At 47.1% G+C, this 25299-nt stretch carries 26 protein-coding genes; 20 read left to right on the top strand and 6 right to left on the bottom strand.

What is annotated here, in order from left to right:
- The gene (locus tag SEDOR53_RS0115970; RefSeq protein ID WP_026770611.1) at positions 1–471 is read right to left on the bottom strand and encodes a Dps family protein; all 471 of its coding nucleotides are present in this window, start codon (positions 469–471) and stop codon (positions 1–3) included.
- Positions 472–744: 273 nt separating this feature from the next.
- On the opposite strand from SEDOR53_RS0115970, the gene hisG reads away from it, so the two are divergent.
- The 17 genes from hisG (at position 745) to SEDOR53_RS0115885 (ending at position 16871) form a co-directional block, all read left to right on the top strand.
- Positions 745–1599 (top strand): ATP phosphoribosyltransferase, encoded by an 855-nt coding sequence (hisG, locus tag SEDOR53_RS0115965; RefSeq protein WP_026770610.1) that lies wholly within the window; start codon positions 745–747, stop codon positions 1597–1599.
- 22 nt (positions 1600–1621) lie between these two features.
- The gene (gene hisD / locus SEDOR53_RS0115960; protein ID WP_369751314.1) at positions 1622–2905 is read left to right on the top strand and encodes a histidinol dehydrogenase; all 1284 of its coding nucleotides are present in this window, start codon (positions 1622–1624) and stop codon (positions 2903–2905) included.
- 2 nt (positions 2906–2907) lie between these two features.
- Complete coding sequence (gene hisC, locus SEDOR53_RS0115955; RefSeq protein WP_026770608.1) at positions 2908–3969, top strand: histidinol-phosphate transaminase; 1062 nt, start codon at positions 2908–2910, stop codon at positions 3967–3969.
- A 26-nt stretch (positions 3970–3995) separates the two neighbouring features.
- Positions 3996–5282, top strand: a complete 1287-nt coding sequence (locus SEDOR53_RS0115950) for a sorbosone dehydrogenase family protein (RefSeq protein WP_026770607.1) — start codon at positions 3996–3998, stop codon at positions 5280–5282.
- A gap of 50 nt (positions 5283–5332) precedes the next feature.
- Entirely contained in the window at positions 5333–6463 is a 1131-nt protein-coding gene (hisB, locus tag SEDOR53_RS0115945; RefSeq protein ID WP_026770606.1) for a bifunctional histidinol-phosphatase/imidazoleglycerol-phosphate dehydratase HisB, read from the top strand.
- 199 nt (positions 6464–6662) lie between these two features.
- Entirely contained in the window at positions 6663–8078 is a 1416-nt protein-coding gene (locus tag SEDOR53_RS0115940; protein WP_026770605.1) for an anthranilate synthase component I family protein, read from the top strand.
- A 9-nt stretch (positions 8079–8087) separates the two neighbouring features.
- Entirely contained in the window at positions 8088–8654 is a 567-nt protein-coding gene (locus tag SEDOR53_RS0115935) for an aminodeoxychorismate/anthranilate synthase component II (protein ID WP_026770604.1), read from the top strand.
- Positions 8655–8689: 35 nt separating this feature from the next.
- A complete protein-coding gene (gene trpD, locus SEDOR53_RS0115930) occupies positions 8690–9682 on the top strand; it encodes an anthranilate phosphoribosyltransferase (RefSeq protein WP_026770603.1) in 993 nt (330 codons plus the stop codon).
- A gap of 2 nt (positions 9683–9684) precedes the next feature.
- Positions 9685–10479, top strand: a complete 795-nt coding sequence (gene trpC / locus SEDOR53_RS0115925; protein ID WP_026770602.1) for an indole-3-glycerol phosphate synthase TrpC — start codon at positions 9685–9687, stop codon at positions 10477–10479.
- 10 nt (positions 10480–10489) lie between these two features.
- A complete protein-coding gene (locus SEDOR53_RS19180) occupies positions 10490–11107 on the top strand; it encodes a phosphoribosylanthranilate isomerase (RefSeq protein ID WP_232214791.1) in 618 nt (205 codons plus the stop codon).
- Positions 11108–11113: 6 nt separating this feature from the next.
- The gene (gene trpB / locus SEDOR53_RS19175) at positions 11114–12310 is read left to right on the top strand and encodes a tryptophan synthase subunit beta (protein ID WP_026770600.1); all 1197 of its coding nucleotides are present in this window, start codon (positions 11114–11116) and stop codon (positions 12308–12310) included.
- Between the two features lie 5 nt (positions 12311–12315).
- The gene (trpA, locus tag SEDOR53_RS0115910; protein ID WP_026770599.1) at positions 12316–13086 is read left to right on the top strand and encodes a tryptophan synthase subunit alpha; all 771 of its coding nucleotides are present in this window, start codon (positions 12316–12318) and stop codon (positions 13084–13086) included.
- 11 nt (positions 13087–13097) lie between these two features.
- On the top strand, positions 13098–13697 hold the full coding sequence (gene hisH / locus SEDOR53_RS0115905) for an imidazole glycerol phosphate synthase subunit HisH (protein WP_026770598.1): 600 nt from the start codon (positions 13098–13100) through the stop codon (positions 13695–13697).
- A 6-nt stretch (positions 13698–13703) separates the two neighbouring features.
- The gene (hisA, locus tag SEDOR53_RS0115900) at positions 13704–14420 is read left to right on the top strand and encodes a 1-(5-phosphoribosyl)-5-[(5-phosphoribosylamino)methylideneamino]imidazole-4-carboxamide isomerase (RefSeq protein ID WP_026770597.1); all 717 of its coding nucleotides are present in this window, start codon (positions 13704–13706) and stop codon (positions 14418–14420) included.
- Positions 14414–15172, top strand: a complete 759-nt coding sequence (hisF, locus tag SEDOR53_RS0115895; protein WP_026770596.1) for an imidazole glycerol phosphate synthase subunit HisF — start codon at positions 14414–14416, stop codon at positions 15170–15172. The genes hisA and hisF overlap by 7 nt, the downstream gene beginning before the upstream one ends.
- An 11-nt stretch (positions 15173–15183) precedes the next feature.
- Complete coding sequence (gene hisIE / locus SEDOR53_RS0115890) at positions 15184–15780, top strand: bifunctional phosphoribosyl-AMP cyclohydrolase/phosphoribosyl-ATP diphosphatase HisIE (RefSeq protein WP_026770595.1); 597 nt, start codon at positions 15184–15186, stop codon at positions 15778–15780.
- A gap of 2 nt (positions 15781–15782) precedes the next feature.
- Positions 15783–16871 carry a TlpA disulfide reductase family protein gene (locus tag SEDOR53_RS0115885; protein ID WP_026770594.1) on the top strand — a complete coding sequence of 363 codons (1089 nt, stop codon included), beginning with the start codon at positions 15783–15785 and terminating at the stop codon, positions 16869–16871.
- On the opposite strand, the gene SEDOR53_RS0115880 is transcribed toward SEDOR53_RS0115885, so the two are convergent.
- Positions 16863–17225 (bottom strand): arsenate reductase, encoded by a 363-nt coding sequence (locus tag SEDOR53_RS0115880; protein ID WP_198018980.1) that lies wholly within the window; start codon positions 17223–17225, stop codon positions 16863–16865. The genes SEDOR53_RS0115885 and SEDOR53_RS0115880 overlap by 9 nt on opposite strands.
- A gap of 78 nt (positions 17226–17303) precedes the next feature.
- Between SEDOR53_RS0115880 and SEDOR53_RS0115875 the strand changes: the two genes are divergently transcribed.
- The gene (locus tag SEDOR53_RS0115875; protein ID WP_026770592.1) at positions 17304–19739 is read left to right on the top strand and encodes a TonB dependent receptor; all 2436 of its coding nucleotides are present in this window, start codon (positions 17304–17306) and stop codon (positions 19737–19739) included.
- A gap of 1 nt (position 19740) precedes the next feature.
- Here SEDOR53_RS0115875 and SEDOR53_RS0115870 read toward each other — a convergent pair whose 3' ends face one another.
- The 3 genes from SEDOR53_RS0115870 to SEDOR53_RS0115860 are packed head-to-tail and all read right to left on the bottom strand — an operon-like array spanning position 19741 to position 22408.
- A complete protein-coding gene (locus SEDOR53_RS0115870; RefSeq protein WP_026770591.1) occupies positions 19741–20259 on the bottom strand; it encodes a hypothetical protein in 519 nt (172 codons plus the stop codon).
- A 33-nt stretch (positions 20260–20292) separates the two neighbouring features.
- On the bottom strand, positions 20293–21072 hold the full coding sequence (locus tag SEDOR53_RS0115865) for a (Fe-S)-binding protein (protein ID WP_026770590.1): 780 nt from the start codon (positions 21070–21072) through the stop codon (positions 20293–20295).
- Between the two features lie 25 nt (positions 21073–21097).
- Positions 21098–22408, bottom strand: a complete 1311-nt coding sequence (locus tag SEDOR53_RS0115860) for a (Fe-S)-binding protein (RefSeq protein ID WP_037361468.1) — start codon at positions 22406–22408, stop codon at positions 21098–21100.
- 176 nt (positions 22409–22584) lie between these two features.
- On the opposite strand from SEDOR53_RS0115860, the gene SEDOR53_RS0115855 reads away from it, so the two are divergent.
- Positions 22585–23085 (top strand): phosphoribosyltransferase family protein, encoded by a 501-nt coding sequence (locus tag SEDOR53_RS0115855; RefSeq protein WP_026770588.1) that lies wholly within the window; start codon positions 22585–22587, stop codon positions 23083–23085.
- 9 nt (positions 23086–23094) lie between these two features.
- Here SEDOR53_RS0115855 and SEDOR53_RS0115850 read toward each other — a convergent pair whose 3' ends face one another.
- Positions 23095–23397, bottom strand: a complete 303-nt coding sequence (locus tag SEDOR53_RS0115850) for a hypothetical protein (RefSeq protein ID WP_026770587.1) — start codon at positions 23395–23397, stop codon at positions 23095–23097.
- A gap of 130 nt (positions 23398–23527) precedes the next feature.
- Here SEDOR53_RS0115850 and SEDOR53_RS0115845 point away from each other — a divergent pair, with 130 nt between their 5' ends.
- The gene (locus tag SEDOR53_RS0115845) at positions 23528–25255 is read left to right on the top strand and encodes a phospho-sugar mutase (RefSeq protein ID WP_026770586.1); all 1728 of its coding nucleotides are present in this window, start codon (positions 23528–23530) and stop codon (positions 25253–25255) included.
- Positions 25256–25299: the final 44 nt, after the last annotated feature.

The raw sequence follows: 25299 nt of genomic DNA, 5'->3' as shown, positions 1-25299 counted from the left end.
TTATTTGAGATAACTTCTCACGAACCAGGCCCATGTCTCGTGTTGCTTCAACAGACCGGTAAGAAAATCGGCAGTACCCAGGTCTTTGTATTTATCGCTGCATGCATTGATATCATTACGCAGATTGCGGGCCAATGTCTCGTGATCGTTCAATAAATTCTGTAACTGTTTCTTCTGCTCGCTTGAATAGGTTTCTTCAGTAAGGTTTGTCAGTTTGAGAAAATCTTTCAGCCTGCCTTCAGAATAATGCCCCAGCTTGCGAACCCTTTCTGCGATTTCATCGATGAGCTCATCAATGCCATTGTACATGTCTTCATAAAACTTATGCATTTCCATAAAATTACTGCCCTCTATGTTCCAGTGGTAATTACGCACTTTGGTGTACAATACATATTCATCGGCCAGTATCTTGTTCAGCATCAATGCTACCGCCTGCAAATTCTTATCGGTAATGCCAATGTTTGCTTTCATATTTTAGCGATTTTCATTAAAGATACATAAAAAATAAGCGTCATCCCGAGCGAACGAAGTGACGTTGCTCGGGATGACGGGTCGAAATAAATTTTGAGATACGCCACACAGTCATTACCTTCGTGCCCGATTATGAAATTATTCGCACATATCCACCATCATCATTACTTACCCAAAGGGTAGGCTGTTGGTGTTTTGTGTGTACAGATAAAACATTGAAGGGCTTACCGAAAGGTAGGCCCTTTGTCATTTAAAGCAATGTAAAGCAATAGTATGAAGTTGAAATTAGCGATCCAGAAAAGCGGCCGTCTGCACGATGATTCCATGCGGCTCCTCAAAGAATGCGGTATCGACGTCAGTAACGGTGTAAACAAACTGAAAGCCGATGCCAGCAACTTCCCGTTGGAAGTATATTTCCTGCGCGACGATGATATCCCGCAATACGTGGAAGATGCGGTAGCAGATATCGGATTTGTAGGAGAGAACGTAGTGTATGAAAAAGCAAAAAAAGTAGCGGTAGCCCACGAACTGGGCTTCGGTAAATGCCGCCTCAGTATTGCCGTACACCGGAACGAAGATTACCCGGGAGCACAGTACCTGGCAGGTAAAAAGATCGCCACCAGCTACCCTGTGATCGTATCCCGTTTCCTGAAGGAAAAAGGCATTGAAGCAGAGGTACACGAGATCAGCGGCAGTGTGGAGATCGCCCCCGGTATAGGATTGGCCGATGCCATTTGCGACCTGGTGAGCAGTGGATCTACCCTGTTTATGAACGGACTCAAAGAGGTGGAAACCATCCTGCAATCACAGGCAGTTTTAATCAAAAATCAAGACCTGGCCGCGGAAAAGCAGCAATTATTGGACCGATTATTGTTTAGGATTCAGGCAGTGAAGAAGGCAAAGAACAACAAATACGTGTTGCTCAATGCACCCAATGAGAAGCTGAAAGAGATCATATCGCTGTTACCTGGGATGAAAAGTCCTACTGTGTTGCCCCTCGCCGAAGAAGGCTGGAGCAGCGTACACAGCGTACTCAATGAAAACCAGTTCTGGGATATCATTGAACAGTTGAAAGCGGCTGGTGCGCAGGGGATATTGGTAGTGCCTATTGAGAAGATGGTGGTTTAACAGAAACTTAATTATAGGTTATATGATCATGAATGTTGTTACCCAACCCTCCCGGAAAGACTGGAACAAAATTTTACTGAGACCCGAACTCGACACTGCTGCCTTACAACAGAAGGTGAGAAGCGTATTGGATGTGGTGAAGCAGGACGGCGATAAAGCCGTGAGGCAATTCACCCGTCAGTTTGATGAAGTGAACCTGGAAGAATTCCTGGTGCCCGCAGCGGAAATCGAAGCAGCCGCAGCAGAAGTTCCCGATGACCTGAAAAAAGCGATAGCACAGGCTGCTTCTAATATTAAGTGCTTCCATGAAAAACAGATAGCTGCTGTAGAAGTAGTGGAACCTATGCCCGGTGTACAATGCTGGAGAAAAAGTGTGGGTATTGAAAAAGTAGGTCTCTATATACCCGGCGGTTCTGCGCCGCTCTTCTCTACTATCTTAATGCTGGCCATACCGGCGAAAATGGCTGGATGTAAAGAAATCATTCTCTGCTCTCCTCCGGGTAAGGACGGTAAACTCAACCCTGCCATACTATATGCAGCGCAACTCACGGGTGTTTCCAAAATATTCAGGATAGGGGGCGTGCAGGCGATCGCTGCCATGGCTTATGGCACTGAAACAGTGCCGCAGGTGTACAAGATATTCGGACCGGGCAACCAATATGTTACCTGTGCCAAACAATTGGTACAACAAGAAGGTGTTGCCATTGATATGCCGGCCGGACCGAGCGAAGTATGCGTGCTGGCCGATGGCACTGCCAACGCCGCTTTTGTGGCCGCAGACCTGTTAAGCCAGGCAGAGCATGGCACCGACAGTCAGGTATTGCTGGTAACAACCGAAGAATCGCTTGTAGAAAAAGTGAATAAGGAACTTGAATACCAGTTGAAGACCTTGCCCAGGAAAGCCATGGCCACCGCATCACTGCAAAACAGCAAAGCCATTGTAGTGAAAGACATCAACGAAGCCATCGCACTGGTAAATGAATACGCGGCAGAACACCTCATCATTGCCTGTGATAAAGAAGAAGCGATAGCAGAGAGGATCACCAATGCAGGCTCTGTTTTCCTGGGAAATTATTCACCCGAAAGTGCGGGCGACTATGCCAGCGGCACCAATCATACCCTGCCTACCAATGGCTTTGCCAAAGCTTACAGTGGTGTGAGTCTTGATTCTTTTGTGAAGAAGATCACCTACCAGAAATTATCCAAAGAAGGATTACAGGCCATCGGCAATACCGTAGAACTGATGGCGGAGGCAGAAGGACTCGATGCACACAAAAATGCAGTCTCGATACGATTAAAGCAATAAACATGTTCAATCTCGACTCAATTACCAGGACTAACATAAAAAAACTGACGCCTTACTCTTCTGCCCGCGATGAATTCAGCGGGGAAGCCAAAGTATTTTTAGACGCCAATGAGAACAGCCTCGGGTCACCGCTGATCAAATGGTACAACCGCTATCCCGATCCGCACCAGCAAATGATCAAACAAAAACTGAGCGCCATCAAAGGCATCGCTTCCGAACATATTTTCCTGGGCAACGGCAGCGACGAGTGCATCGATCTCCTGTTCCGCTGTTTCTGTGAGCCGGGGAAAGATAATGTAATCATTTGTCCGCCTACCTATGGCATGTATGAAGTAAGCGCCAACATCAACGACGTGGAAGTACGCAAAGCCACTTTGCTCGAAGACTTCCAGCTTGATCTCGTGCACATAGAAAACCTGGTAGACGAACACACCAAGCTGATCTGGCTTTGCTCACCCAATAACCCTACAGGCAATTCCCTGAACCGTGCCGATATAGAAACAGTGCTGAACAATTTCAACGGTATCGTAGTAGTAGATGAAGCCTATATCAATTTTGCAAAACAAAAATCGCTCGTACAGGAACTGGCAGAATATCCCAACCTGGTGGTGATGCAAACCTTGAGCAAAGCATGGGGACTAGCCGGACTTCGCCTGGGAATGGCTTTTGCCTCAACAGCTATTATTGAGCTGATGAACAAAGTAAAACCACCGTATAATATCGGACAGGCAACACAGGAGCTGGTATTGCAGGCGCTGGAAGAAGTAGGCCAGGTGAACGACATGATCAAAATACTGGTAGACATGCGCAGCGCCCTGGCAGGCGTTTTTGAATCCATGCCTACCGTGGAGAAAGTATATCCCTCCGATGCCAATTTCATCCTGGTGAAAATAAAAGATGCCAGGAAAGTGTATGAATTCCTGCTCACCAAAGGCATCGTATTGCGCGATCGCAGCAATGTGAAACTCTGTGAAGACTGCCTGCGCATTACCGTTGGAACCGAACAGGAGAATACGGTATTGGTAGATGCCCTGCAGGATTGGTTTGCATTGCAGACAAAATGAGTAATTTCATGCTCAAATTCAATTGTATGAAGAAGTTAGTATCCATCCTGGCTTTTGCAATGCTTGCTGTTGTGCTCTGGTCATGCGGACAAGGCAAAAACAAAGCAACAGAAACTGCCGCAGTGAAACCCGATTCCAATAATGCGGGCCTCAGGTTACAGCCGGGCTTTAGCGCGCTGAAAGTGGCTGAGAACACGGGCAGTCCGCGCCATATTGTGGTTACGCCACAGGGAGATATTTATGTGAAGCTTTCCGCACCGGTAGGAGGCAAAGGCATCTTGCGTTTGCGCGACACCAACGGAGATGGTAAAGCAGAAGAAACCACCGGCTTTGGCAATTACGGGGGAACGGGTATTGCCATCAAAAAAAATTACCTCTATGCTTCTTCAGACGAAGAAGTATTCCGTTACAAGTTGAACGATAAAGGAGAAGTGATGAACCCCGATCAACCCGAAAAAATCATCACAGGACTCATCAGCAAGGGACAACATTCCTCCAAATCCATTACACTGGATGATGCAGGTAATATTTATGTGAACATCGGCGCCTATTCCAACTCCTGCCAGGAGCAGGACAGGACCAAGGGATCCAAAGGCATGATGCCCTGTCCGATTTTAGAACAAGCCGGTGGGATCTGGCAGTTCAGCGCCGATAAACTCAATCAATCTTATCCTGAAGGCACGAAATATGCTACCGGTCTGCGCAACGTAGTAGGACTCGATTGGAACACCCAATTGAACCAGCTTTTTGTAATGCAGCATGGCCGCGACCAGTTACACGATTTGTTTCCCGAGCTATACGATGACAAGGCCAGTGCAGAATTACCGGCAGAATGTATGTACGCGTTGAAGAAGGGCGATAATGCGGGATGGCCATATATCTATTACGATCAGTTACAACACAAAAAAATAATGGCGCCGGAATACGGAGGAGATGGTAAAAAAGAAGGCGGACAGGATGCGATTGATCCTGTTGTGGCTTTTCCCGGACACCTCGCCCCCAATGGATTGCTGTTCTATACAGGAAACCAGTTCCCTGCACGGTATAAGAATGGCGCATTCATTGCGTTCCATGGATCATGGAACCGCGCACCATTACCACAGGCAGGTTATTTTGTAGTCTTTGTGCCTTTTGAGAACGGAAAGCCAACAGGCAAATGGGAAGTATTTGCCGATGGTTTTTCAGGCGTAGCTACAGTAAATGCTGCTAACGGCGCACAACACAGGCCATGTGGATTGGCACAGGGACCGGATGGTTCATTGTATGTAACAGACGATCTGAAAGGAACCATTTATAGAATAATATACCGGTAAAATAACGGAAGCATTAAATCAGCAATCATCAAATCAGAAATCAGCAATAAATGAAAAGGGTTTTGTTCATAGACAGGGATGGAGTAGTATTACAGGAACCACCTACAGATTTTCAGGTAGACAGCATAGAAAAAACAACCTTCTTACCGGGTGTGATCACAGCTTTATCGCGCATAGCCGCCGAATTGGATTTTTACAAAGTGATGATCACCAACCAGGATGGATTGGGAACGGCTTCTTATCCCGAATCGGATTTTCATCCCTATCATAACCTGATGGTACGTACACTGGAAGGAGAGGGATTTGTATTTGATGAAATGCATATCGACAAAACCTTCGCCAGTGAGAATCAACCCACCCGCAAGCCGGGCACGGGATTGCTGCAACATTTCTTCAACAACAAGCAATACGACCTGGCCCATTCATTTGTGATAGGCGATCGCTGGAGTGATATACAACTGGCAAAGAACCTGGGATGTAAAGCCATTTACCTGCGCTCTCCTTTGCATGAACTCACGCCTGAGCAGGAAACCGGTCTGCGCGCAACCGTTGCGTTGGAAACAGATAACTGGCCTGCTATTTATGAGTTCCTGAAACTGGGCCAGCGAAAAGTAGTGCACGATCGTAACACCAACGAAACGAAAATACATGTAGAGCTGAACCTCGATGGAAGCGGCAAGGCAGCTATACATACCGGCCTGGGATTCTTCGACCACATGCTCGACCAGATAGCCCGGCACGGTAAAATGGACATGACCATTATAACAAAAGGAGACCTGCACATAGACGAACACCACACCATTGAAGACACGGGCATTGCCCTGGGCGAAGCGTTTGCCAAAGCGCTCACAGATAAACGGGGCATGGAACGCTATGGTTTTGCTTTGCCAATGGATGAAGCGGAAGCCAAAGTGCTGATTGATTTTGGCGGACGCAACTGGATTGTCTGGAATGCAGAGTTTAAAAGAGAGAAAATAGGAGAGATGCCTACGGAAATGTTCTTCCATTTCTTCAAATCATTCAGCGATGCAGCCAAATGCAACCTGAACATTGAATGCAAGGGAGATAACGAACACCATAAGATAGAAGCCATCTTCAAAGCATTTGCCAAAGCCATTAAAATGGCGGTGAAGCGCGATCCTTTGTCGAATTACCTGCCCTCCACCAAAGGGGTATTGTAATTAAAAAAAATTTGGAGAAAACCGGATTCTGACCCATATTTGCACACGTAATGAAACAAATAACAAATAAACATTGGTGGTGGCATTCAAACTCCGTTCGGGGATTGTAATGGCATAGCCAATACTTTATGAAATATATTTTCAGAGCCCCGACAGATTTTGTCGGGGCTTTTTTTATCGCCAAAAGCAACAGCGTTACATGAAAAAGATCAGTTTAGAAACCACTTGCAAGAAAATGCTGGCCGATGTATTCACACCGGTAGGCATCTACCTGCGGGTGCGCGACCGTTTCCGCGATACGGTATTGTTGGAGAGCACCGATCACCATGCGGCAGAGAACAGTTACTCGTTTATCTGCATCAATGCCATTGCAGGCATGGAGATAAGCAACAAACAAAGTATCGAGTTCAAATTGCCGGCACAGAAGCCTGAAAGGATAGCGTTCTCCGATGCTTCACAGGTGCCGGTTCAACTGTGGGATTTCATGCAACGCTTCGATGTAAAACCTTCAGAACAAAAAGAAGCTAAATTCTCACAAGGTTTATTCGGTTACGCCGCTTTTGACTCGGTGCAATTCTTCGATACCATTCAACTGAAAGACCGCGAAACCAGCCAGCCGGCCATTCCGCTGATGCGTTACCGCCTGTACCAGTATGTGATCGCTTTCAACCATTTCAAAGATGAATTGTTCATCTGTGAGAACAAGATACCAGGTATAGAAAGCGACCTGAATGCAGTAGAATCCCTGATACGCAGCAAGGATGTGCCGGTGTACCCGTTCAGCGTGAAAGGTGCGGAATCTTCCAACATGACCGATGAAGACTATCGCCAGATGGTGCGGAAAGGCATACAGAGTTGTTTGCGCGGAGATGTATTCCAGATCGTATTGAGCAGGAAGTTTGAACAACAATTCAGTGGCGATGAGTTCAATGTGTATCGTGCATTGAGAAGCGTTAACCCTTCACCATACCTGTTCTTTTTCGACTACGGCGATTATAAACTGATGGGCTCTTCACCCGAATCGCAACTGGTGATCAAGAACGGGAAAGCCATTGTGCACCCGATCGCCGGTACTTTCAAACGCACCGGTGATGATGAGATCGATCAGCAGGCGGCTGCCCGGTTGTTGGCCGATGCAAAGGAAAATGCAGAGCACGTGATGCTGGTAGACCTGGCACGTAATGACCTCAGTCGTGTTTGTGAAAACGTAACGGTTAGCCAATACCGCCAGGTGCAGTATTACAGTCACGTAATACACCTGGTAAGTGAAGTGACCGCTAAAGTACCGGAGAAACAAAATCCCTTTGTATTGCTGGCCAAGACATTTCCTGCCGGCACATTGAGCGGCGCACCCAAGTTCAGGGCCATGGAACTGATAGACAGTTATGAACCCACAGCACGCAGCTATTACGGCGGCGCCATCGGGTTCATGGGCTTTGACGGTAGTTGTAATCACGCCATCATGATCAGGACTTTCCTCAGTCGCAACAATACCCTGGTTTACCAGGCGGGTGCGGGTGTTGTAGCCGCATCCAACCCTGAAAGCGAATTGCAGGAAGTGAACAATAAACTCAACGCATTGAAAACAGCTATTGAAATAGCCGCCACCATCTAATACCGCGACATGAAAATATTAGTATTCGATAATTACGATTCCTTCACCTACAACCTGGTGCACCTGGTAGAAAAGATATTGCACCAGAAAGTAGATGTATCCAGGAACGACGAGATCGTATTGGAAAAAGTGAAAGATTACGATAAGATCATCCTGTCTCCCGGTCCGGGTATTCCTTCCGAAGCAGGATTATTGTTACCGCTGATCAAAGCTTACGCCTCCAGCAAATCTATCCTGGGTGTTTGTCTCGGGCACCAGGCCATCGGCGAAGCGTTCGGAGCGAAGCTGGTGAACCTGTCTACCGTGTACCATGGTGTGGCCACTGATATTCAACTGAACCATACCGATAAAATATTCAGTGGGTTGGATAAAAATCTAAAAGTAGGCCGTTATCATAGTTGGGTGGTGAGTGATGAAGGTTTTCCTAAGGAACTGGAAATAACCGCGCGTGATGAACACAATTATATCATGGGTTTGCAGCATAAGACCTACGATGTGCAAGGGGTACAGTTTCACCCCGAAAGTGTTTTGACGCCGCAGGGAGAAAAAATATTGTACAACTGGTTGCATCAATAATATGCCGATGCATCATTTACTCAATTCTTAAGTGTATGAAAAAAATACTTCAATATTTATTCGAACATAAAACGCTTTCCCGCAGCAAGGCAAAGGAAGTGCTGTTGCAGATATCTTCGGGCCAGTACAATGAAAGCGAGGTTACCGCATTTGTTACGGTATTCCTCATGCGCAGCATTACCATTGAAGAGTTGCAGGGCTTTACCGATGCATTGCTGGAACTCTGCGTGAAAGTAAACCTCGACGGTTATAAAGTGATCGATATCGTAGGAACAGGAGGCGATGGTAAGAACACGTTCAATATCTCCACACTGGCTTGTTTCATTGTGGCCGGTGCGGGTCAGAAAGTGGCCAAGCACGGTAACTATGGCGCTTCCAGCGTTAGCGGTGCGTCGAATGTGATGGAGCAACTGGGTTATCGATTCAAGAATGATACGGCGCAATTGAAAAAAGAAATCGAAGCGGCGAATATCTGTTTCCTGCATGCGCCCATGTTTCATCCGGCATTGAAGGCAGTAGGACCTATCCGCAAAAACCTGGGTATCCGTACGTTCTTCAACATGCTGGGACCTATGGTAAATCCTGCCGCACCCGATTTTCAACTGGTAGGCGTGTACAACCTGGAAATGGCGCGTATTTACAATTACCTCTTGCAGGAAACAGGCAAGGCATTCACCATCATCCACAGTCTCGATGGGTATGATGAGATATCACTGACCAACGATACCAAAGTGATCACCAATACCGGCGAGCGCATCATGACACCCGAGCAACTGGGTAAACGCATAGTGGCAGCCGAAGACATATTCGGTGGTAATACGGTAGAAGAGGCGGCTAAGCTGTTTACTAAAATTATCAAAGGTGAAGGCAGCTGGGCGCAGAATGCCGTGGTGCTGGCCAATGCAGCCATGGCGTTACACTGTACAGGTGTATACAAGAACTATGAACAGGCGTATGAAGCTGCTGTCGAGAGCCTGGAAAGCGGCAAAGCCCATCAATCTTTACAAACCCTGATCAAACTGCAATGAACATGAACATACTGGATACCATCATCGCACAGAAACAAAAAGAAGTGGCGGAAAGGAAAGCAGTTACTTCACTCGCGCAGTTGGAAAAGCAACCTTTTTTTGCCCGGCCTACTTTATCACTCTGCCATTTTTTGTCCGATGAAACCCGCACCGGTATCATTGCCGAGTTCAAAAGAAAATCACCCTCCAAGGGCATCATCAATGACAAGGCAGATGTGTTGGCGGTCACCCGTGCTTATGCTACGGCGGCATCCGGATTATCGGTCTTGACCGATACGCAATTTTTCGGCGGCGCCACGGCCGACCTGGAAGCTGCCCGCGTAAACCAGGTGCCCATCCTGCGGAAAGATTTTATGATCGACGAATACCAGGTGTATGAAGCCAAAGCCATGGGCGCCGATGTGATCTTGCTGATAGCAGCCTGCCTTACACCGGAAGAAGTGAGGAACCTGGCGGCCTGCGCAAAAGGTTTGGGATTGGAAGTATTACTGGAAATACACAATGAAGCGGAACTGGAACATATTACCGGCCTGGTAGATATGGTGGGTGTGAACAACCGCAACCTCAAAACCTTTGAGGTAGACATCCGTACTTCCCTGCAGTTGATAGAGCAGATACCGCATACCAAACCGGCTGTTGCCGAAAGCGGTATCAGCGATGTAGATACTATCGTAACTTTACAACAGGCTGGATTCAAAGGATTCCTGATAGGAGAAAATTTTATGAAACAGGCTGACCCTTCGATTGCTTTTACTGATTTCGTTAATCAACTAAAAGCAAAACAACATGCGCATTAAAGTTTGTGGCATGACAAGTGCCGAACAGGTATTGCAGCTCGATGAAATGGGCGTGGAATTTGGCGGATTTATTTTCTATCCCAAATCGCCCCGCTATGTTTTCCGTTCCATGCCCAGGGCCGAGATCAAAAAGATCAGGGGGCAGATCAATAAAGTGGGCGTGTTTGTGAATGCGCCCGTAGAAGAAGTGCTGCAAACAGTAGATGACTGCGGCCTCTATCTCGTGCAACTGCACGGCGATGAAACACCCCGTTATTGCGAAAAGATCGCAGACTATGTAGGCGTGATCAAAGCATTCCGCCTGCGTGAAGACGATAATATATTGTGGAAGATCAAAGACTACCAGGAGGTGGCCGATATGTTCCTTTTTGATACCGAAGGTGCAGGATACGGAGGAACCGGTAAAAAATTCAACTGGCGTGTGCTCAAAGGACTGAACATTGGCAAACCCTTTTTCCTGAGTGGGGGCATACAGCCGGAAGACATAGACCTGTTGAAATCATTTGCTGCCGAGCCCGTTGCCAAAGACCTGTTTTCCATTGATGTGAACAGCAGGTTCGAAATTTCGCCCGGTATCAAAGACATGAATAAGCTCAGGCCATTTGTAACGGCTGTTAAACAGATTTAAAAGAACATGAGTACAACAATGACATACCAACAACCTAATGAACAAGGTTATTATGGAAAATTCGGTGGGGCCTATATACCGGAAATGCTTTACCGCAATGTAGAAGAGCTGCGGACAAGGTACCTCGAGATCATGGAGGAGAAAACTTTCCAACAAGAGTTCAGGCAATTGCTGAAAGATTATGTGGGAAGGCCTACACCTTTGTTCCTGGCTACCCGGTTGAGCAAAGAACTCAATGCTTCACTTTACCTCAAGCGCGAAGATCTCTGTCATACCGGCGCACACAAGATTAACAATACCATCGGCCAGATATTGCTGGCGCGCAGGTTGGGTAAAACCAGGATCATTGCCGAAACAGGAGCCGGTCAGCATGGAGTGGCCACCGCTACTGTATGTGCCTTGAAAGGAATGGAATGCATTGTGTATATGGGCGAGAAAGACATCGAAAGGCAGGCGCCCAATGTAGCGCGAATGAAAATGCTGGGTGCTACAGTGATCCCTGCTACCAGTGGCAGTAAAACATTGAAAGACGCCACCAACGAAGCAATACGCGACTGGATCAATAATCCAACCGACACGCATTATATTATTGGTAGTGTAGTGGGACCGCACCCTTATCCCGATATGGTAGCGCGTTTCCAAAGTGTGATCAGTGAAGAAACCAGGTGGCAGCTGAAAGAAGCTACCGGATCGGAATTGCCCACACATGTGATTGCCTGTGTAGGCGGCGGCAGCAATGCAGCCGGGGCTTTCTATCATTTCCTCGACGAACCCTCCGTGCAACTGGTAGCGGTAGAAGCGGCAGGCCATGGGGTGAACAGCGGTATGTCGGCCGCCACTACGCAGTTGGGTAAGCCGGGTGTGCTGCATGGCAGTAAAAGCCTGGTGATGCAAACAGAAGACGGACAGGTAGTGGAGCCACACAGCATTTCAGCGGGACTCGACTATCCCGGCATCGGACCCCTGCACGCCAATTTATTCGATAGCAAACGAGGATTGTTCCTGAGTGCTACCGATGAAGAAGCGTTGGAGGCTGCTTTCCATGTAGCCAAAACAGAAGGTATCATTCCCGCACTGGAAACGGCGCATGCATTTGCTGCCTTGAAGCAACTGAAGCTGAAACCTACAGATAAGATAGTGCTTTGCCTGAGTGGAAGGGGAGATAAAGATTTGGCTACCTATATGAACAACATGAAATTATAATTGCGATGAGCAGGATCAAGGATTTATTTGATAAAAAACAAAAGCAGGTATTGAATGTGTATTGCACGGCAGGATACCCGCAACTGGATAGTACCCTGCAAGTGGTGAAAGCCTTGCAGGATAACGGTGCCGATCTGGTAGAGTTGGGTATGCCTTACAGCGATCCGCTGGCCGATGGCCCTGTGATACAGGCCAGTAGCAGCGTAGCGCTGGCGAATGGTATGACTATGGCCATCCTGTTTGAGCAACTGAAAGACCTCCGAAAAGAAATACAGGTGCCGGTGATACTGATGGGATATATGAACCCGGTATTGCAATACGGCTTTGAAAAATTTTGTGCAGATGCGAAAGCAGTAGGTATTGACGGATTGATATTGCCCGATTTACCCGAATACGAATTCGAAACAGAATATGGTGCGATCATTAAAAAATACGGTCTCGATTTCATTTTCCTGGTAACACCCGAAACAAGTGAAGCCAGGGTGCGCAAACTGGATACGCTGAGCAGCGGATTTATTTATGCAGTAAGTTCTTCCGCTACCACGGGCAAGGACAAAGACTTTACCGCCGTGGAAGCGTACCTGAAGCGTTTGCAAAATATGAAGTTGAATAACCCGGTGTTGGTGGGATTCGGTGTAAAAGACAAGAAAACTTTCCAGGCAGCGTCTAAGTACACCAACGGTGCAATCATCGGAACGGCCTATATCAAAGCATTGGAGAAAACAAAAGACCTGGCTGTTTCAACCAAAGAATTTTTATCTACGGTATTATCGTAAAGCAGGAACACATGAATTTAGTCGTTATCAAATACAACGCAGGTAATATTCAATCGGTACGATATGCTTTGGAAAGGATAGGTGCGGAAGCATTGGTTACAGATGATATAGAAGCCATACAATCGGCCGATAAAGTGATCTTTCCCGGCGTGGGAGAAGCCAGTTCGGCCATGGGTTACCTGAAAGAAAGGAAACTGGATACAGTGATCCGCAACCTGAAACAGCCGGTGTTGGGAATCTGCCTGGGTATGCAACTGATGTGTAAGTATTCTGAAGAGAACAACACAGACTGCCTGGGTATTTTTGATGAAGAAGTGAAGTGGTTCAAAAGGTTGGGAGATACCACTGTGAAAGTGCCGCAGATAGGCTGGAACAATATCTACGATCTGCAAACGCCTTTGTTTACACAGGTGCCGCAGAACAGTTACTGTTATTTTGTGCATGGATATTATGCTGCACTAGGCAAGCATACGATTGCTACCACCGATTATGTGCAACCATACAGCTCCGCTTTGCACAAGGATAATTTTTATGGCACACAATTTCACCCGGAAAAAAGTGCAGCAGTAGGAGAGCAGATACTCAAAAATTTCATCACGTTAATTCACTAAGCTTTCATGCAGATCATTCCCGCAATAGATATCATCGATGGAAAGTGCGTTCGGCTTACACAGGGCGATTACGGACAGAAGACCATTTACAATGAGAACCCGCTGGAGGTAGCGAAACAGTTTGAAGATGCCGGCCTGCAACGCCTGCACCTGGTTGACCTGGACGGAGCCAAAGCCGGCGCTGTGAAGAACTGGAAAGTGCTGGAAACCATTGCCGGTAATACCTCCATGGTGATCGACTTTGGCGGCGGCATCAAAAAAGAGGAAGACCTGCAGATCATTTTTGAATCGGGTGCGGCATTGGCTACCATTGGAAGCCTCGCAGTTAAAAATGAAACATTATTCGTGCAATGGCTGCAACAATATGGGGCTGACAAATTCTTGTTAGGCGCTGATGTAAAAGACGAAAAGATTGCGGTGGGCGGTTGGCTGGAAACAACAGAGATCGGTATCTACGATTTTATATCGAAATATCAATCGCATGGCATTACACAACTGTTCTGCACCGATGTAAGCAAGGATGGCAAGCTGGAAGGCCCTTCAACCTTGTTGTACAAGAACATCATTGAACAATTCCCTTCGCTGCATTTTATTGCCAGCGGGGGCGTGAGCTCACTCGATGATCTGTATGGTTTGCAGGAGATCGGTTGCGCGGGCGCCATTGTAGGGAAAGCGATCTATGAAAACAGGATATCACTGAATGATCTGAAAAAAATATGCTGACCAAAAGAATCATACCCTGCCTCGATATCAAAGATGGCAGAACCGTTAAGGGCATCAATTTTGAAAATATCCGCGATGCAGGTGATCCCGTTGAATTGGGCGCTTTGTATGCGCAACAGGGCGCCGATGAGCTGGTGTTTCTCGACATCACGGCCACCAACGAAAAAAGAAAGACCCTGAGTGAATTAGTCAACCGTATCTCGCATCATATCAATATACCTTTTACGGTAGGGGGCGGTATCGGGAGCGTGGAAGATGTGCAGGTGCTGTTGCAGCATGGCGCCGATAAAATATCGGTCAACACCGCGGCGTTTAAGAAACCTGCATTGGTGCACGACCTGGCCCGCGAATTCGGCAGCCAGTGTGTGGTACTGGCCATCGATACCAAACAGGAAGCTGATGGAGAATGGTATGTGTACCTCAACGGGGGAAGAGTGAAAACAGATACCCGTTGTCTCGACTGGGCCCGCCAGGCAGTAGACCTGGGCGCCGGGGAAATATTGCTCACATCCATGAATCATGATGGCACCAAACAGGGTTTTGCATTGGATATTACCGGAACTTTGGCCACGGAATTGCCGGTGCCGGTGATTGCCTCAGGAGGAGGCGGCACCATGCCGCATTTCGTGGAGGTGTTCAACAAAGGAAAAGCCGATGCAGCCCTGGCAGCCAGTATTTTTCATTTTAAAGAAATTGCGATACCCGATTTGAAAACATATTTGCACCAGCAAGGCATTGTGGTGCGCATCTGAAACAAAGCAACATGAAAATAGATTTTTCGAAATATGCCGACGGACTCGTTCCCGCCATTGTACAGGATTATTCCACCAACAAAGTGTTGATGCTGGGCTTCATGAATGAAGAGGCGTTGAAAGAAACAGAGCGGCAGGGCAAAGTAACTTTTTACAGTCGCAGTAAACAACGCTTGTGGACCAAGGGCGAGGAAAGCGGCAATTTTCTCGAACTCAAAAGCATTACGGTGGACTGCGATAACGATACATTGTTGATCAAAGCGCATCCCCTGGGGCCTGTATGCCATACCGGCGCAGATACCTGCTGGAGTGAACGCAACCACAGTAATGATTTTTTATTGTATCTTGAAGACATTATCCGCCTTCGCCGGCAGGCTTCGGCGGACGAGTCCTATGTGGCCCGTTTGTTTGCCAAGGGTATTAATAAGATTGCGCAGAAGGTGGGAGAAGAGGCAGTGGAATTGGTGATTGAGGCGAAAGACGAGAATGATGAGTTGTTTTTGGAAGAAGCGGCCGACCTGCTGTTTCACTATTTGCTTTTGCTTAACGCCAAAGGGCATAATTTGCAGCGGGTAATTGAAGTGTTACAAAAAAGACATTCGAAATAATTATGAAGAAGATCTGGATAGCAATTTTGTGTCCCCTGGTGGGACTGGCCCAGGCCAATAAACCGGAAGGCTTTCAAATCAGTGGAAAACTGGAAGGATTGAAAGAAGGCAGCGAAGTAGTGCTGATGAATGGCACCGATGGTAAAAAAATTACATCGGTTGCTGCCAGGCAAGGCCTGTTTACCCTGAAGGGTAAATTAACGGCTCCGGGTATTTGCCAGATCACTTTTCCAGGGAAAAGTGACAACATCGACCTGTTCATGAACCCGAATGATAAAGTGACTGTTTCCGGCAAAGCAACGGATATCAATGATGCTACCGTGAAAGGGTCATGGGTGCAGGATGATTACGCAGAATTCAAACAGCGATTCAATCCGTTGAAAGACCATTTGAATGGCGCGGCCATGAAGATCGATGCAGAAAAAGACCCGTCGAGGCGCGACTCTTTGATGGGACTCTTCAACCGGTATAAAAATGAAGTGGTGGCGGCAACGGCACGTTTTATACAGGACAAACCGGCTTCCCCGGTAAGTGGTTTTGTGTTGTTGGTTACTGCCCCGTTGATGAGCGGCATAAGCGAGATCGAAGCGAATTATGGTCAGTTGAAAGCAGGTGCCAGAACCACTGCTTATGCACAACAGATCGAAAAAAATATTGAATTATCCAGGGTAGGGGCGGTAGGTTCCAAAGCGCTCGTCTTCACCCAAAAAGACACGGCAAATAAACCTGTTTCATTCACTTCTTTCAAAGGCAAGTATGTGTTGGTAGATTTTTGGGCAAGCTGGTGCAGGCCCTGCCGGAATGAAAACCCCAATGTGGTGAAAGCCTTCCATGAGTTCAAAGACAAAAACTTTACCGTACTGGGTGTATCGCTCGACCAGAACAAGGAATCCTGGATACAGGCTATCAGGGCCGATGGCCTCACCTGGACGCATGTGAGTGACCTCCAATACTGGAACAACGAAGTGGCCAGGATGTACAATATACAAGGCATTCCGGCCAATATGCTGATCGATCCGGATGGTAAGATCATCGCCCGCGACCTTCGCGAAGAGGCCTTGCAGGAAACATTGAGAAAGGTATTAAAATAATTCCCCGTACTGTTTTTCGTTGAACCCTACTACAAGCAGTTTCCCGTTTTTTTCTATCACCGGACGCTTGATGATGCTGGTATTTGCCAGCATTACCTGAATCGCTTTTGCCTCAGTTTGGATGGTGGCCTGCACATCGGCACCCAACTCGCGCCAGGTAGCACTTTTTTTATTCAGGATCGTTTCCCATCCCGCCTGCTTGCACCAGGCCTGTAATTTCTCTTTGCCGATACCCAGTTTTTTATAGTCGTGAAAATCATATTTGACCTGGTGTAACTCCAGCCAGTTTAAGGTTTTCTTTACCGTATCGCAATTCGGAATTCCGTAAATAGTATACATTTTTACATTTTTCATAAGCAAAATTAACCGATCAGCTATTTTATTTGAATAAATACCTGCTTATAGTTTATTTTGTTTGCTGGAATTGAATACATGTATAGATTTTTAATATTTTTTCTTTTTATTGGGGCAACGATAAGGAATGTTTCAGCGCAGGGTACTGTCAGCGGTATCGTATTGGAAGCTAAAACGGGTAAGTCCATTGCACGGGCCAGCGTTCAGCTCAGGAGAATGGGCGATTCGGCAAAACAATACGCCATGGCCGCCGATAAAGACGGCAATTTTTCTTTTTCAAAACTGGGATTGGGATATTATCGGCTCACTATTCAATCCATTGGCTTTTCTAAACTGCAAATAGACAGCATTGTATTGCGTGCAGACCGCACCGATATCAACCTCGGTGAAATGATGATGCACGAACTTTCTTCATCACTCAATGAAGTGATCGTGTATGCAGAGAAGCCGCTCATTGAAAACAGGGATGGCAAGATATCGTACAATGTGTCGGAAAGTCCGCTTGGCAATGGATCCAATGCTTCTGAATTGCTGAAGAACATGCCATTGGTCAATGTGAATTCCGATGGTACCATCCTGTTGCGAGGCAAGGAGCCCTTGATATTGATGGATGAGAAACCTACGAACCTCAACGCGCAGCAACTTACCGAATTACTGGAAAGTCTCCCTGCCAATGTGATCGAGAAAGTGGAGATCATGGTCAACCCGCCGCCGGAATATGCTACTTATCCGGGTGGCGTGATCAACATCGTTACCAAAAAAGGCAGGGTAGGTATTTACGGCAGGCTCAGCGCCAGTGCGGGAAGCAGGGGAGAGAGCAGTGTTTCTTCGAATTTCAGTTACCGGAGCGCGCAGCTCAATGTCAATGCCAATGCCGGTGTTGGCTGGTTGGAAGCAAGGGGCAATTCGTACAGCCATCGCCAGAATATTTATAAAGATTCGGTCAATTATTTTTATTCTCAATCATCTTACGTGAACAGGAGCACCATGCCCAACATGCGGCTCCAGACAGATTACGACCCCGATAAACAGAACAGCATGAGTTTTGTGTACCAGGGCTACATGAATTATTCTGATAACAGCAACACTACTTTTTATACCAACCTCGACAGCCTGCTGCACGTGTACAAAGCCAGCTCAAGGTCTAATCATTACGATGGAAGCGGTTATAGCCACGGCATATATGGTTCTTACCAGTGGAAGGGTAAGAACCCGGTAGAGAAACTGCAATTGTACACAGGATATAACCTGGGCAAGAATGAGAACAACCGCGATTTCTACCAGCAGTTCCTGCAGCCCGATTTTCTGCCTACGGGTATCGATTCCACCCAATCGCAGTTCTTTGATACGTATACTACTTCCTGGTATGCCAAACTCAATTACAACAAGCCGCTCAATGATACCGGCACCACTTTTTTAACCAGTGGTGTGGCTTATTCATCAAACAGCTTTCACAATGTGCTCAATACGGATTTCCTGCGCAAGAGCGACAACCAATATATCCGCAACGATTTGCTGAGTAATAATTTTTATTTCGACCAGGACATCCTTACCGTTCGCGCGGGGTTGGTTGTATCGTTGCCCATGCGCTGGCGCCTGATCACAGGCGTGCAGGCTGAACATTCCGGTACCACTTTCCATTTCATCAAAGGCAATGCATCCGATGCCAATAACGGTTATTGGAGATTGTTACCCAACGCCACGCTACGGAAAGATATCACCAGGGAACTCAACATGGCATTGGTATTCAGGGAAACCATCCGAAGGCCGGGTATGGTGGAACTGAACCCCAGCATCGACTACAGCGATCCCTACAATATACGCTTTGGTAATCCGTACCTGCAACCTTCGCTCATTGATAATTTCGATTTGAACATCGGTTACAACCAGCGCAAATTCAATATCAATGCCTCGTTAGGATATAACAGGATCAAGAATGTATTCAACAGCATCCGAACCCTTGTAGATAGTGGTAAAACACAGATCAGCTACCAGAATATCTCCGATCAGAATGAATACATCGCCAGTTTATGGACGGGGATTACGCTGAGCCAGTCGCTCCGTGTGAACATCAGTTCGGGATACAATTACAACCAGTACGATGCGAGGATGAAACAACTGTATCGCTACAACGATGGCGGATCTTTTTATTCAGGTTTGAATTTTAGTTATACACCAGATAAATTAACAGTGATCGAAGGCAGTACCCGTTACAGCAGTTTTGCTTCACCACAGGGTAGATCGCGGACTAATATGAGTATGAGCTTTGGTGTGCAACGCAAGTTCTTCAACAGGAAACTGATCGTTGGCGTGGCGGCGATTGATCCGCTTGGTTTGCTGCAATACAACGGGTATACCTATGCGCCCAACTTCATCATACAAAGCCAGAGCAGGAGCAATACCCGCAACTTCCGGATCACGGTGAGTTATCAATTGAATAAAACAATTATCAAAAGGAAACTGAGCGAAGAAAAACAAAAAGAAGCGCTGGAAAAAGTACAGCACAAATCCTAGATCAGACCGTTTGTAACGCGGGTATTTTTGTTGAAAGCCAGCTCTCTTTCACCGGCTTGAGCCATTGGTGCAGCCATTCTTCTTTGGTAGATACCAGGTTGTTGAAATAAGGTGTGTGGGCTTCTATGAAACGGTTTTCAATGGCGTAATTCAATTGCGCCATGGGCAATACCTGTACTTTTTCTTTTACAACGAAAGCCAGGTTCTGGCGGTTGAACATATCTACACCGAACATTTTTTCCACTTCTTTTATTACCCTCACAGAGCTGTCTGTGCTGCAACCGCTCACGCCGCCACCGGTGGTGATATCGGCCATGAAAACGATGAACTGTCCAAAGAGCAGGTTGGCATAACCTTTCACCGGTTCGCCATGTGTTTTCCATTCTGCGAGGAATTGCTTTAACAGGTCTTCTATCTGTAATGCTTCGCTGATGGTAAAAAGACGGTTGCTCTGGTAAATCCAGACCCTGGAAGAAGCATGAAAATCTTCCGGCACATATTGACTGTATTCGAAATCCATACTGCAAAAATACCAATTCCCTGGTAAATGGACCTAGGCGAGGTCGGCAGCGATCAATTCGGCGATATCAAGTACTGTCACTTCCTGCTCTTTTTCTTTGTTCTTGACACCGTCGGTCATCATGGTATTGCAAAAGGGACAGGCCGATGCGATCACGGATGCGCCGGTAGCCAGGGCGTCTTCGGTCCTTTCAATATTGATGCGCTTGCTGCCGGGCTCGTCTTCTTTGAACATCTGCGCGCCCCCGGCGCCGCAGCAAAGACCCTTGGAGCGGCAGCGTTTCATTTCAACCAATTCGGCGTCCAGCGCTTCCAGCACTTTGCGGGGTGCTTCGTAGATATCATTGGCGCGGCCGAGATAGCAGCTGTCGTGGTAAGCTATTTTTTTACCTTTGAAAGACCCGCCTTCTTTCAGGCGGATGCGCCCTTCATCGATCAGTTGTTGCAGGAGGGTTGTGTGGTGAATGACTTCGTAATGTCCGCCCAGTTCGGGATATTCATTTTTCAGTGTATTGAAGCAATGCGGACAGGTAGTTACAATTTTTTTGATGCCATAGCCGTTGAGCACCTGTATGTTCTGGTAGGCCATCATCTGGAAAAGGAATTCATTACCGGCCCTGCGTGCAGGATCGCCTGTACAGGCTTCTTCTTTACCCAGGATGGCATATTTGATACCTGTTTTATTTAGGATGGTGGCAAAGGCCTTGGTGATCTTTTGTGCGCGCTGGTCAAAGCTGCCTGCGCAACCAACCCAGAAAAGGATTTCAGGGGTTTCTCCATTCATCATCATTTCAGCCATGGTATTCACCTTCATATACTTCGGTTATGCGTGTTATCGTTTATGATGCCATCTCCTGCGTCCAATGGTCGCGTTCATCGGGTGCGAATTTCCAGGGTGCAAAATTATTTTCGGTATTGCTGAACATGCTGTTCCATTCCTGCGGCGCATTGCTTTCTTCCATCACCAGTGACCGGCGCAGCTCAGTAATGATCTCGAGTGGAGAAATGCTCACCGGACATTCTTCCACACAGGCGTTACAGGTAGTGCAGGCGCGCAGTTCTTCCACACTGATATAATCGTGCAGGAGTGATTTGTTATCGGCCACAAAATTTTTATGCTGGTTGATGTTCCTGCCTACTTCTTCGAGGCGGTCGCGCGTAGCCATCATGATCTTGCGCGGACTTAATAATTTACCCGTTGTGTTGGCAGGGCAGGCGGCTGTGCATCGTCCGCATTCGGTGCAACTGTAGGCATCCATCAGGTTACGCCAGCTGAGATCGAAAACATCTTTGGCGCCGAAATGAGCCGGCGGTGCTGCATCGGCAGGAGCCAATTCGGGCTGCATGGCATAGAGCACTTCTTTCTGTACAGCGGGCATATTTTTCATCTTACCCTCTGGATCCAATCTCGCATAATAAGCATTGGGGAAAGCGAGTATGATGTGCAGGTGCTTGGAATAAGGCAGGTAATTGAGGAAAGCAAAAATACCGGCGATATGCAACCACCAGCAAGTGCGTTCTATACCCAGCAATGTGTCTTCACTGGTGTTTTGAAAAAGTGGAACGAGAAAGTTAGAAAAATAAAAAGGTCCGGCAGGATGGTAATGCGGGTTGCCACGCAATTGTAATGCATGGTCTGATGCGTTGAGAAAGAGGAACAGCAGCATCAGGCATATCTCGGTGATGAGGATGTAGTTGGCATCGCTTCGGGGCCAGCCATTCAAATCTTTACTGATGAAGCGGCGCAGTTTGATGATGTTCCTTCTGCAAAGGAAAATCACGCAGACAGTGATTACGCCTACCGCCAGGAATTCAAAAGCGTTGATAAGCCAATTATACAGCGAACCCAGGGGCGCCAGGAACAAACGGTGCGTACCCAGCAAACCATCGAGCACGATCTCCAGCACTTCGAGGTTGATGATGATGAAGCCGGCATAAATTACAAAGTGCATGACGGCTACCAGCGGGTTACGGAACATTTTTTTCTGACCGAAAGCGAGCAACAACAGGTTACGCCTGCGCTGGGGGCGGTTGCCGCTGAAATCCTCCTCCTTGCCCAGTAAAATATTCCGCCTGATCTCACCGGCTTTCCGGGCAAATAGCCAGATGGCTGTAAGGGAGAGCGCTGCAAAAACTACCTGTTGGATCATACGCAAGGTTAAGGTGCTAAGATAGCGTGAAAATTTCTAACCGTCTTCCCGAGCAAGCGAAGCGAGTCAATGCACGTCATCCCGAGCGCAGCCGAGGGATCTGCCCGCATCTTCAGCAGGTCCTTCGACTCGCTTCGCTCGCTCAGGATGACGTATATTTGAAGAGAAATAATTTTATGCCTGGAAAGAAAAATATCCTGAATAAAGAAGCCGCCATACAGAAATTACATCGCATGGCATTGGAATTGGCCGAAAACCTCAACGGCGACGGTGTACCGGTGGTATTGATCGGTATCCGCAACAGCGGCATGGTGGTAGCGGAGAAAATAGGCAGCTTTCTGAAACAATACATCGCGAGCGAGATCAGGATCATTGCCGCCAGCCTGGATAAAACCCTGCCCAAAGAAGTAACGCTGAGTGAATCAATAGATTTCAACGGACTGCACGTTGTGTTGATAGATGATGTTACGGATAGCGGCAGAACCCTGCTATACGCTTTGAAGCCTTTGTTGGCTTATCATCCCAAGAGTATACAAACCATGGTGCTCGTAGAAAGGATGCACAAACTCTTCCCCGTAAAACCCGATTACGTAGGATTATCTATTGCCACTACTTTACAGGATCACATACAGGTAGAAGTGTCCAACGGCGAAGTAGAAGGCGCTTATATTGTTTGACGATAAGCTTCAGATGGCTTCAGCAGGAGATGCAAAAGCCTTTTTCCGGACCCATCCGAGATAAAAAAAGCCGAACACCAACGGCAGGAAGAACAGATACAAACGCCAGTTCCTTTTTTCTGTAGCGTTGAGTTGGGCAGACAGGCCCACTTCGTAAATGGCGATGGAGCTGAAGACTGCCTGTGATACAAAACAGGAGATGGAGGGGATCAACGGGTGCATCAATGATCCGGACAGTTTTGCATAAGCCGCAATACAAAAAGCGACCAACGCAATAACATAAGTAACAGGCGCCAGGTGGCGGTTATTCATGCGACTAAAGTATAGAAGGAGAAGAACAACCGCGAACAAATGAGATTATGTAAATATTAAAAATGAATCCAGTAACTTGCGTATAAGCACGAAAACAAACACCAAAGTCAATATTTAAAAGTCTAAACCCATGGATACTGCTATACAGCAAAGAGTGAATACCTGGCTCGAAGGTAATTATGACCAGGCTACGAAAGATGCTATCCAATCATTGCAGACCACCAACCCCGATGACCTGGCCGATTCGTTTTACAGAAGCCTCGAATTTGGTACCGGCGGCCTCCGTGGCATCATGGGTGTAGGCACCAACCGGATGAACAAATACACGGTGGGCATGGCTACACAAGGCTTTGCCAATTACCTCAAAAAGACTTACGGATCGGCTGAAATACGCGTGGCCATTGGTCACGACAGCCGCAACAACAGCCGCTTTTTTGCAGAAACCACTGCCAATGTATTTGCTGCGAATGGTATCAAAGTGTTTCTCTTTGAAGCCCTGCGGCCTACGCCTGAGCTCAGTTTCGCCATACGCAAACTGCATTGCCAGGGCGGTGTGGTATGTACCGCTTCACACAATCCCAAAGAATACAACGGATACAAAGCTTATTGGAACGACGGCGGGCAACTGGTACCTCCGCATGATAAAAATGTGATCAAAGAAGTGGAAGCCATCACCAGCGTGAGTGAAGTAAAATGGAATGGCGGCGAAGCCAATATTTCATTGATGGGTAAAGAAATGGACAACGCTTATATGGACATGGTAAAGGGACTGAGCGTTTACCCCGATGTGATTGCCGAACAACACGATCTTAAAATTGTATATACTCCTATTCACGGAACTGGCATCACTTTGGTACCGGAAGTGTTGAGCCGCTTTGGGTTTACCAATGTAACCGTGGTGGAAGAACAAGCCACACCCAATGGCGATTTTCCTACCGTGGCATATCCAAACCCGGAAGAGAGCGAAACCATGAGCATCGGATTGAAAAAAGCCAAAGCCATGGATGCGGATATCTTATTGGGCACCGATCCGGATGCAGACAGGGTAGGTGTTGGCGTAAAAAACCACAAAGGAGAATGGGTGCTCATGAACGGTAACCAAACAGCCATACTGGCTTTTGCCTACCTCATCGAAGCCCGCAAATCGAAAGGCATTGCACAACCCAACGATATGGTCATCACCACCATCGTTACTACAGCTATGATCAACGAGCTGGCGAAACAAAACGGAGTAGCCTGTTACAATGTGCTCACCGGTTTCAAATGGATCGCCGAACTCATCAAGGAAAAAGAAGGCAAAGAAAATTATGTGATCGGCGGAGAAGAAAGCTTTGGCCTGATGATCGGAGACCAGCTAAGAGATAAAGATGCCGTAAGCGCCGTGGCATTACTGTGTGAAATGGCCGCTTATGAAAAGAACCAGGGCAGAACCTTGTTCGATAAGTTGATAGAACTGTACATCCAATACGGATTCTACTATGAGAGCCTCATCAGCATTACCAAGAAAGGCATGAACGGCCAGAAGGAAATTGCCGATATGATGGAGGGATATCGTAACAACCCACCGAAAGAGATCAACGGTGTAAAAGTGCAGCAATTACTTGATTACGAATTGCAAACGGGTAAGGACTTATTAACCGGTGAAAGCTGGGCCATTAAGCTTCCTAAAAGCAACGTGTTACAGTTCATACTGGAAGACGGCAGCAAAATATCGGCCAGGCCATCGGGTACAGAACCCAAGATCAAGTTTTATTTCAGCGTGTGCACCCAACTGGAGAAAAAAGAAGATTTCGACCGCCAGTTTGCAGCATTGGAAGCAAAGATCAAAAGCATCATTGCCGGGCTGAAATTGAAATAAACTGTGCGTAATTTTACAGTGAGATTTTTCTTTTCACAACGACC

This window comes from Asinibacterium sp. OR53 (genome assembly GCF_000515315.1).
Lineage (GTDB): Bacteria > Bacteroidota > Bacteroidia > Chitinophagales > Chitinophagaceae > Sediminibacterium.
Note: the sequence above shows the minus strand (reverse complement) of the source record. Positions and strands in the feature narration are given on the sequence as shown.

Excerpts from the sequence above, each read along its gene's own strand:
- hisG (WP_026770610.1), top strand. The coding sequence starts at position 745 with ATGAAGTTGAAATTAGCGATCCAGAAAAGCGGCCGTCTGCACGATGAT.
- SEDOR53_RS0115870 (WP_026770591.1), bottom strand. The coding sequence starts at position 20,259 with ATGGATTTCGAATACAGTCAATATGTGCCGGAAGATTTTCATGCTTCT.
- hisB (WP_026770606.1), top strand. The coding sequence starts at position 5,333 with ATGAAAAGGGTTTTGTTCATAGACAGGGATGGAGTAGTATTACAGGAA.
- SEDOR53_RS0115845 (WP_026770586.1), top strand. The coding sequence starts at position 23,528 with ATGGATACTGCTATACAGCAAAGAGTGAATACCTGGCTCGAAGGTAAT.
- trpC (WP_026770602.1), top strand. The coding sequence starts at position 9,685 with ATGAACATACTGGATACCATCATCGCACAGAAACAAAAAGAAGTGGCG.
- trpD (WP_026770603.1), top strand. The coding sequence starts at position 8,690 with ATGAAAAAAATACTTCAATATTTATTCGAACATAAAACGCTTTCCCGC.
- SEDOR53_RS0115875 (WP_026770592.1), top strand. The coding sequence starts at position 17,304 with ATGTATAGATTTTTAATATTTTTTCTTTTTATTGGGGCAACGATAAGG.
- hisD (WP_369751314.1), top strand. The coding sequence starts at position 1,622 with ATGATCATGAATGTTGTTACCCAACCCTCCCGGAAAGACTGGAACAAA.
- hisA (WP_026770597.1), top strand. The coding sequence starts at position 13,704 with ATGCAGATCATTCCCGCAATAGATATCATCGATGGAAAGTGCGTTCGG.
- SEDOR53_RS0115885 (WP_026770594.1), top strand. The coding sequence starts at position 15,783 with ATGAAGAAGATCTGGATAGCAATTTTGTGTCCCCTGGTGGGACTGGCC.
- SEDOR53_RS0115935 (WP_026770604.1), top strand. The coding sequence starts at position 8,088 with ATGAAAATATTAGTATTCGATAATTACGATTCCTTCACCTACAACCTG.
- hisF (WP_026770596.1), top strand. The coding sequence starts at position 14,414 with ATGCTGACCAAAAGAATCATACCCTGCCTCGATATCAAAGATGGCAGA.
- hisC (WP_026770608.1), top strand. The coding sequence starts at position 2,908 with ATGTTCAATCTCGACTCAATTACCAGGACTAACATAAAAAAACTGACG.
- SEDOR53_RS19180 (WP_232214791.1), top strand. The coding sequence starts at position 10,490 with ATGACAAGTGCCGAACAGGTATTGCAGCTCGATGAAATGGGCGTGGAA.
- SEDOR53_RS0115950 (WP_026770607.1), top strand. The coding sequence starts at position 3,996 with ATGAAGAAGTTAGTATCCATCCTGGCTTTTGCAATGCTTGCTGTTGTG.
- trpB (WP_026770600.1), top strand. The coding sequence starts at position 11,114 with ATGAGTACAACAATGACATACCAACAACCTAATGAACAAGGTTATTAT.
- SEDOR53_RS0115850 (WP_026770587.1), bottom strand. The coding sequence starts at position 23,397 with ATGAATAACCGCCACCTGGCGCCTGTTACTTATGTTATTGCGTTGGTC.
- SEDOR53_RS0115970 (WP_026770611.1), bottom strand. The coding sequence starts at position 471 with ATGAAAGCAAACATTGGCATTACCGATAAGAATTTGCAGGCGGTAGCA.
- hisIE (WP_026770595.1), top strand. The coding sequence starts at position 15,184 with ATGAAAATAGATTTTTCGAAATATGCCGACGGACTCGTTCCCGCCATT.
- trpA (WP_026770599.1), top strand. The coding sequence starts at position 12,316 with ATGAGCAGGATCAAGGATTTATTTGATAAAAAACAAAAGCAGGTATTG.
- SEDOR53_RS0115865 (WP_026770590.1), bottom strand. The coding sequence starts at position 21,072 with ATGAAGGTGAATACCATGGCTGAAATGATGATGAATGGAGAAACCCCT.
- hisH (WP_026770598.1), top strand. The coding sequence starts at position 13,098 with ATGAATTTAGTCGTTATCAAATACAACGCAGGTAATATTCAATCGGTA.
- SEDOR53_RS0115855 (WP_026770588.1), top strand. The coding sequence starts at position 22,585 with ATGCCTGGAAAGAAAAATATCCTGAATAAAGAAGCCGCCATACAGAAA.
- SEDOR53_RS0115880 (WP_198018980.1), bottom strand. The coding sequence starts at position 17,225 with ATGAAAAATGTAAAAATGTATACTATTTACGGAATTCCGAATTGCGAT.
- SEDOR53_RS0115940 (WP_026770605.1), top strand. The coding sequence starts at position 6,663 with ATGAAAAAGATCAGTTTAGAAACCACTTGCAAGAAAATGCTGGCCGAT.
- SEDOR53_RS0115860 (WP_037361468.1), bottom strand. The coding sequence starts at position 22,408 with ATGATCCAACAGGTAGTTTTTGCAGCGCTCTCCCTTACAGCCATCTGG.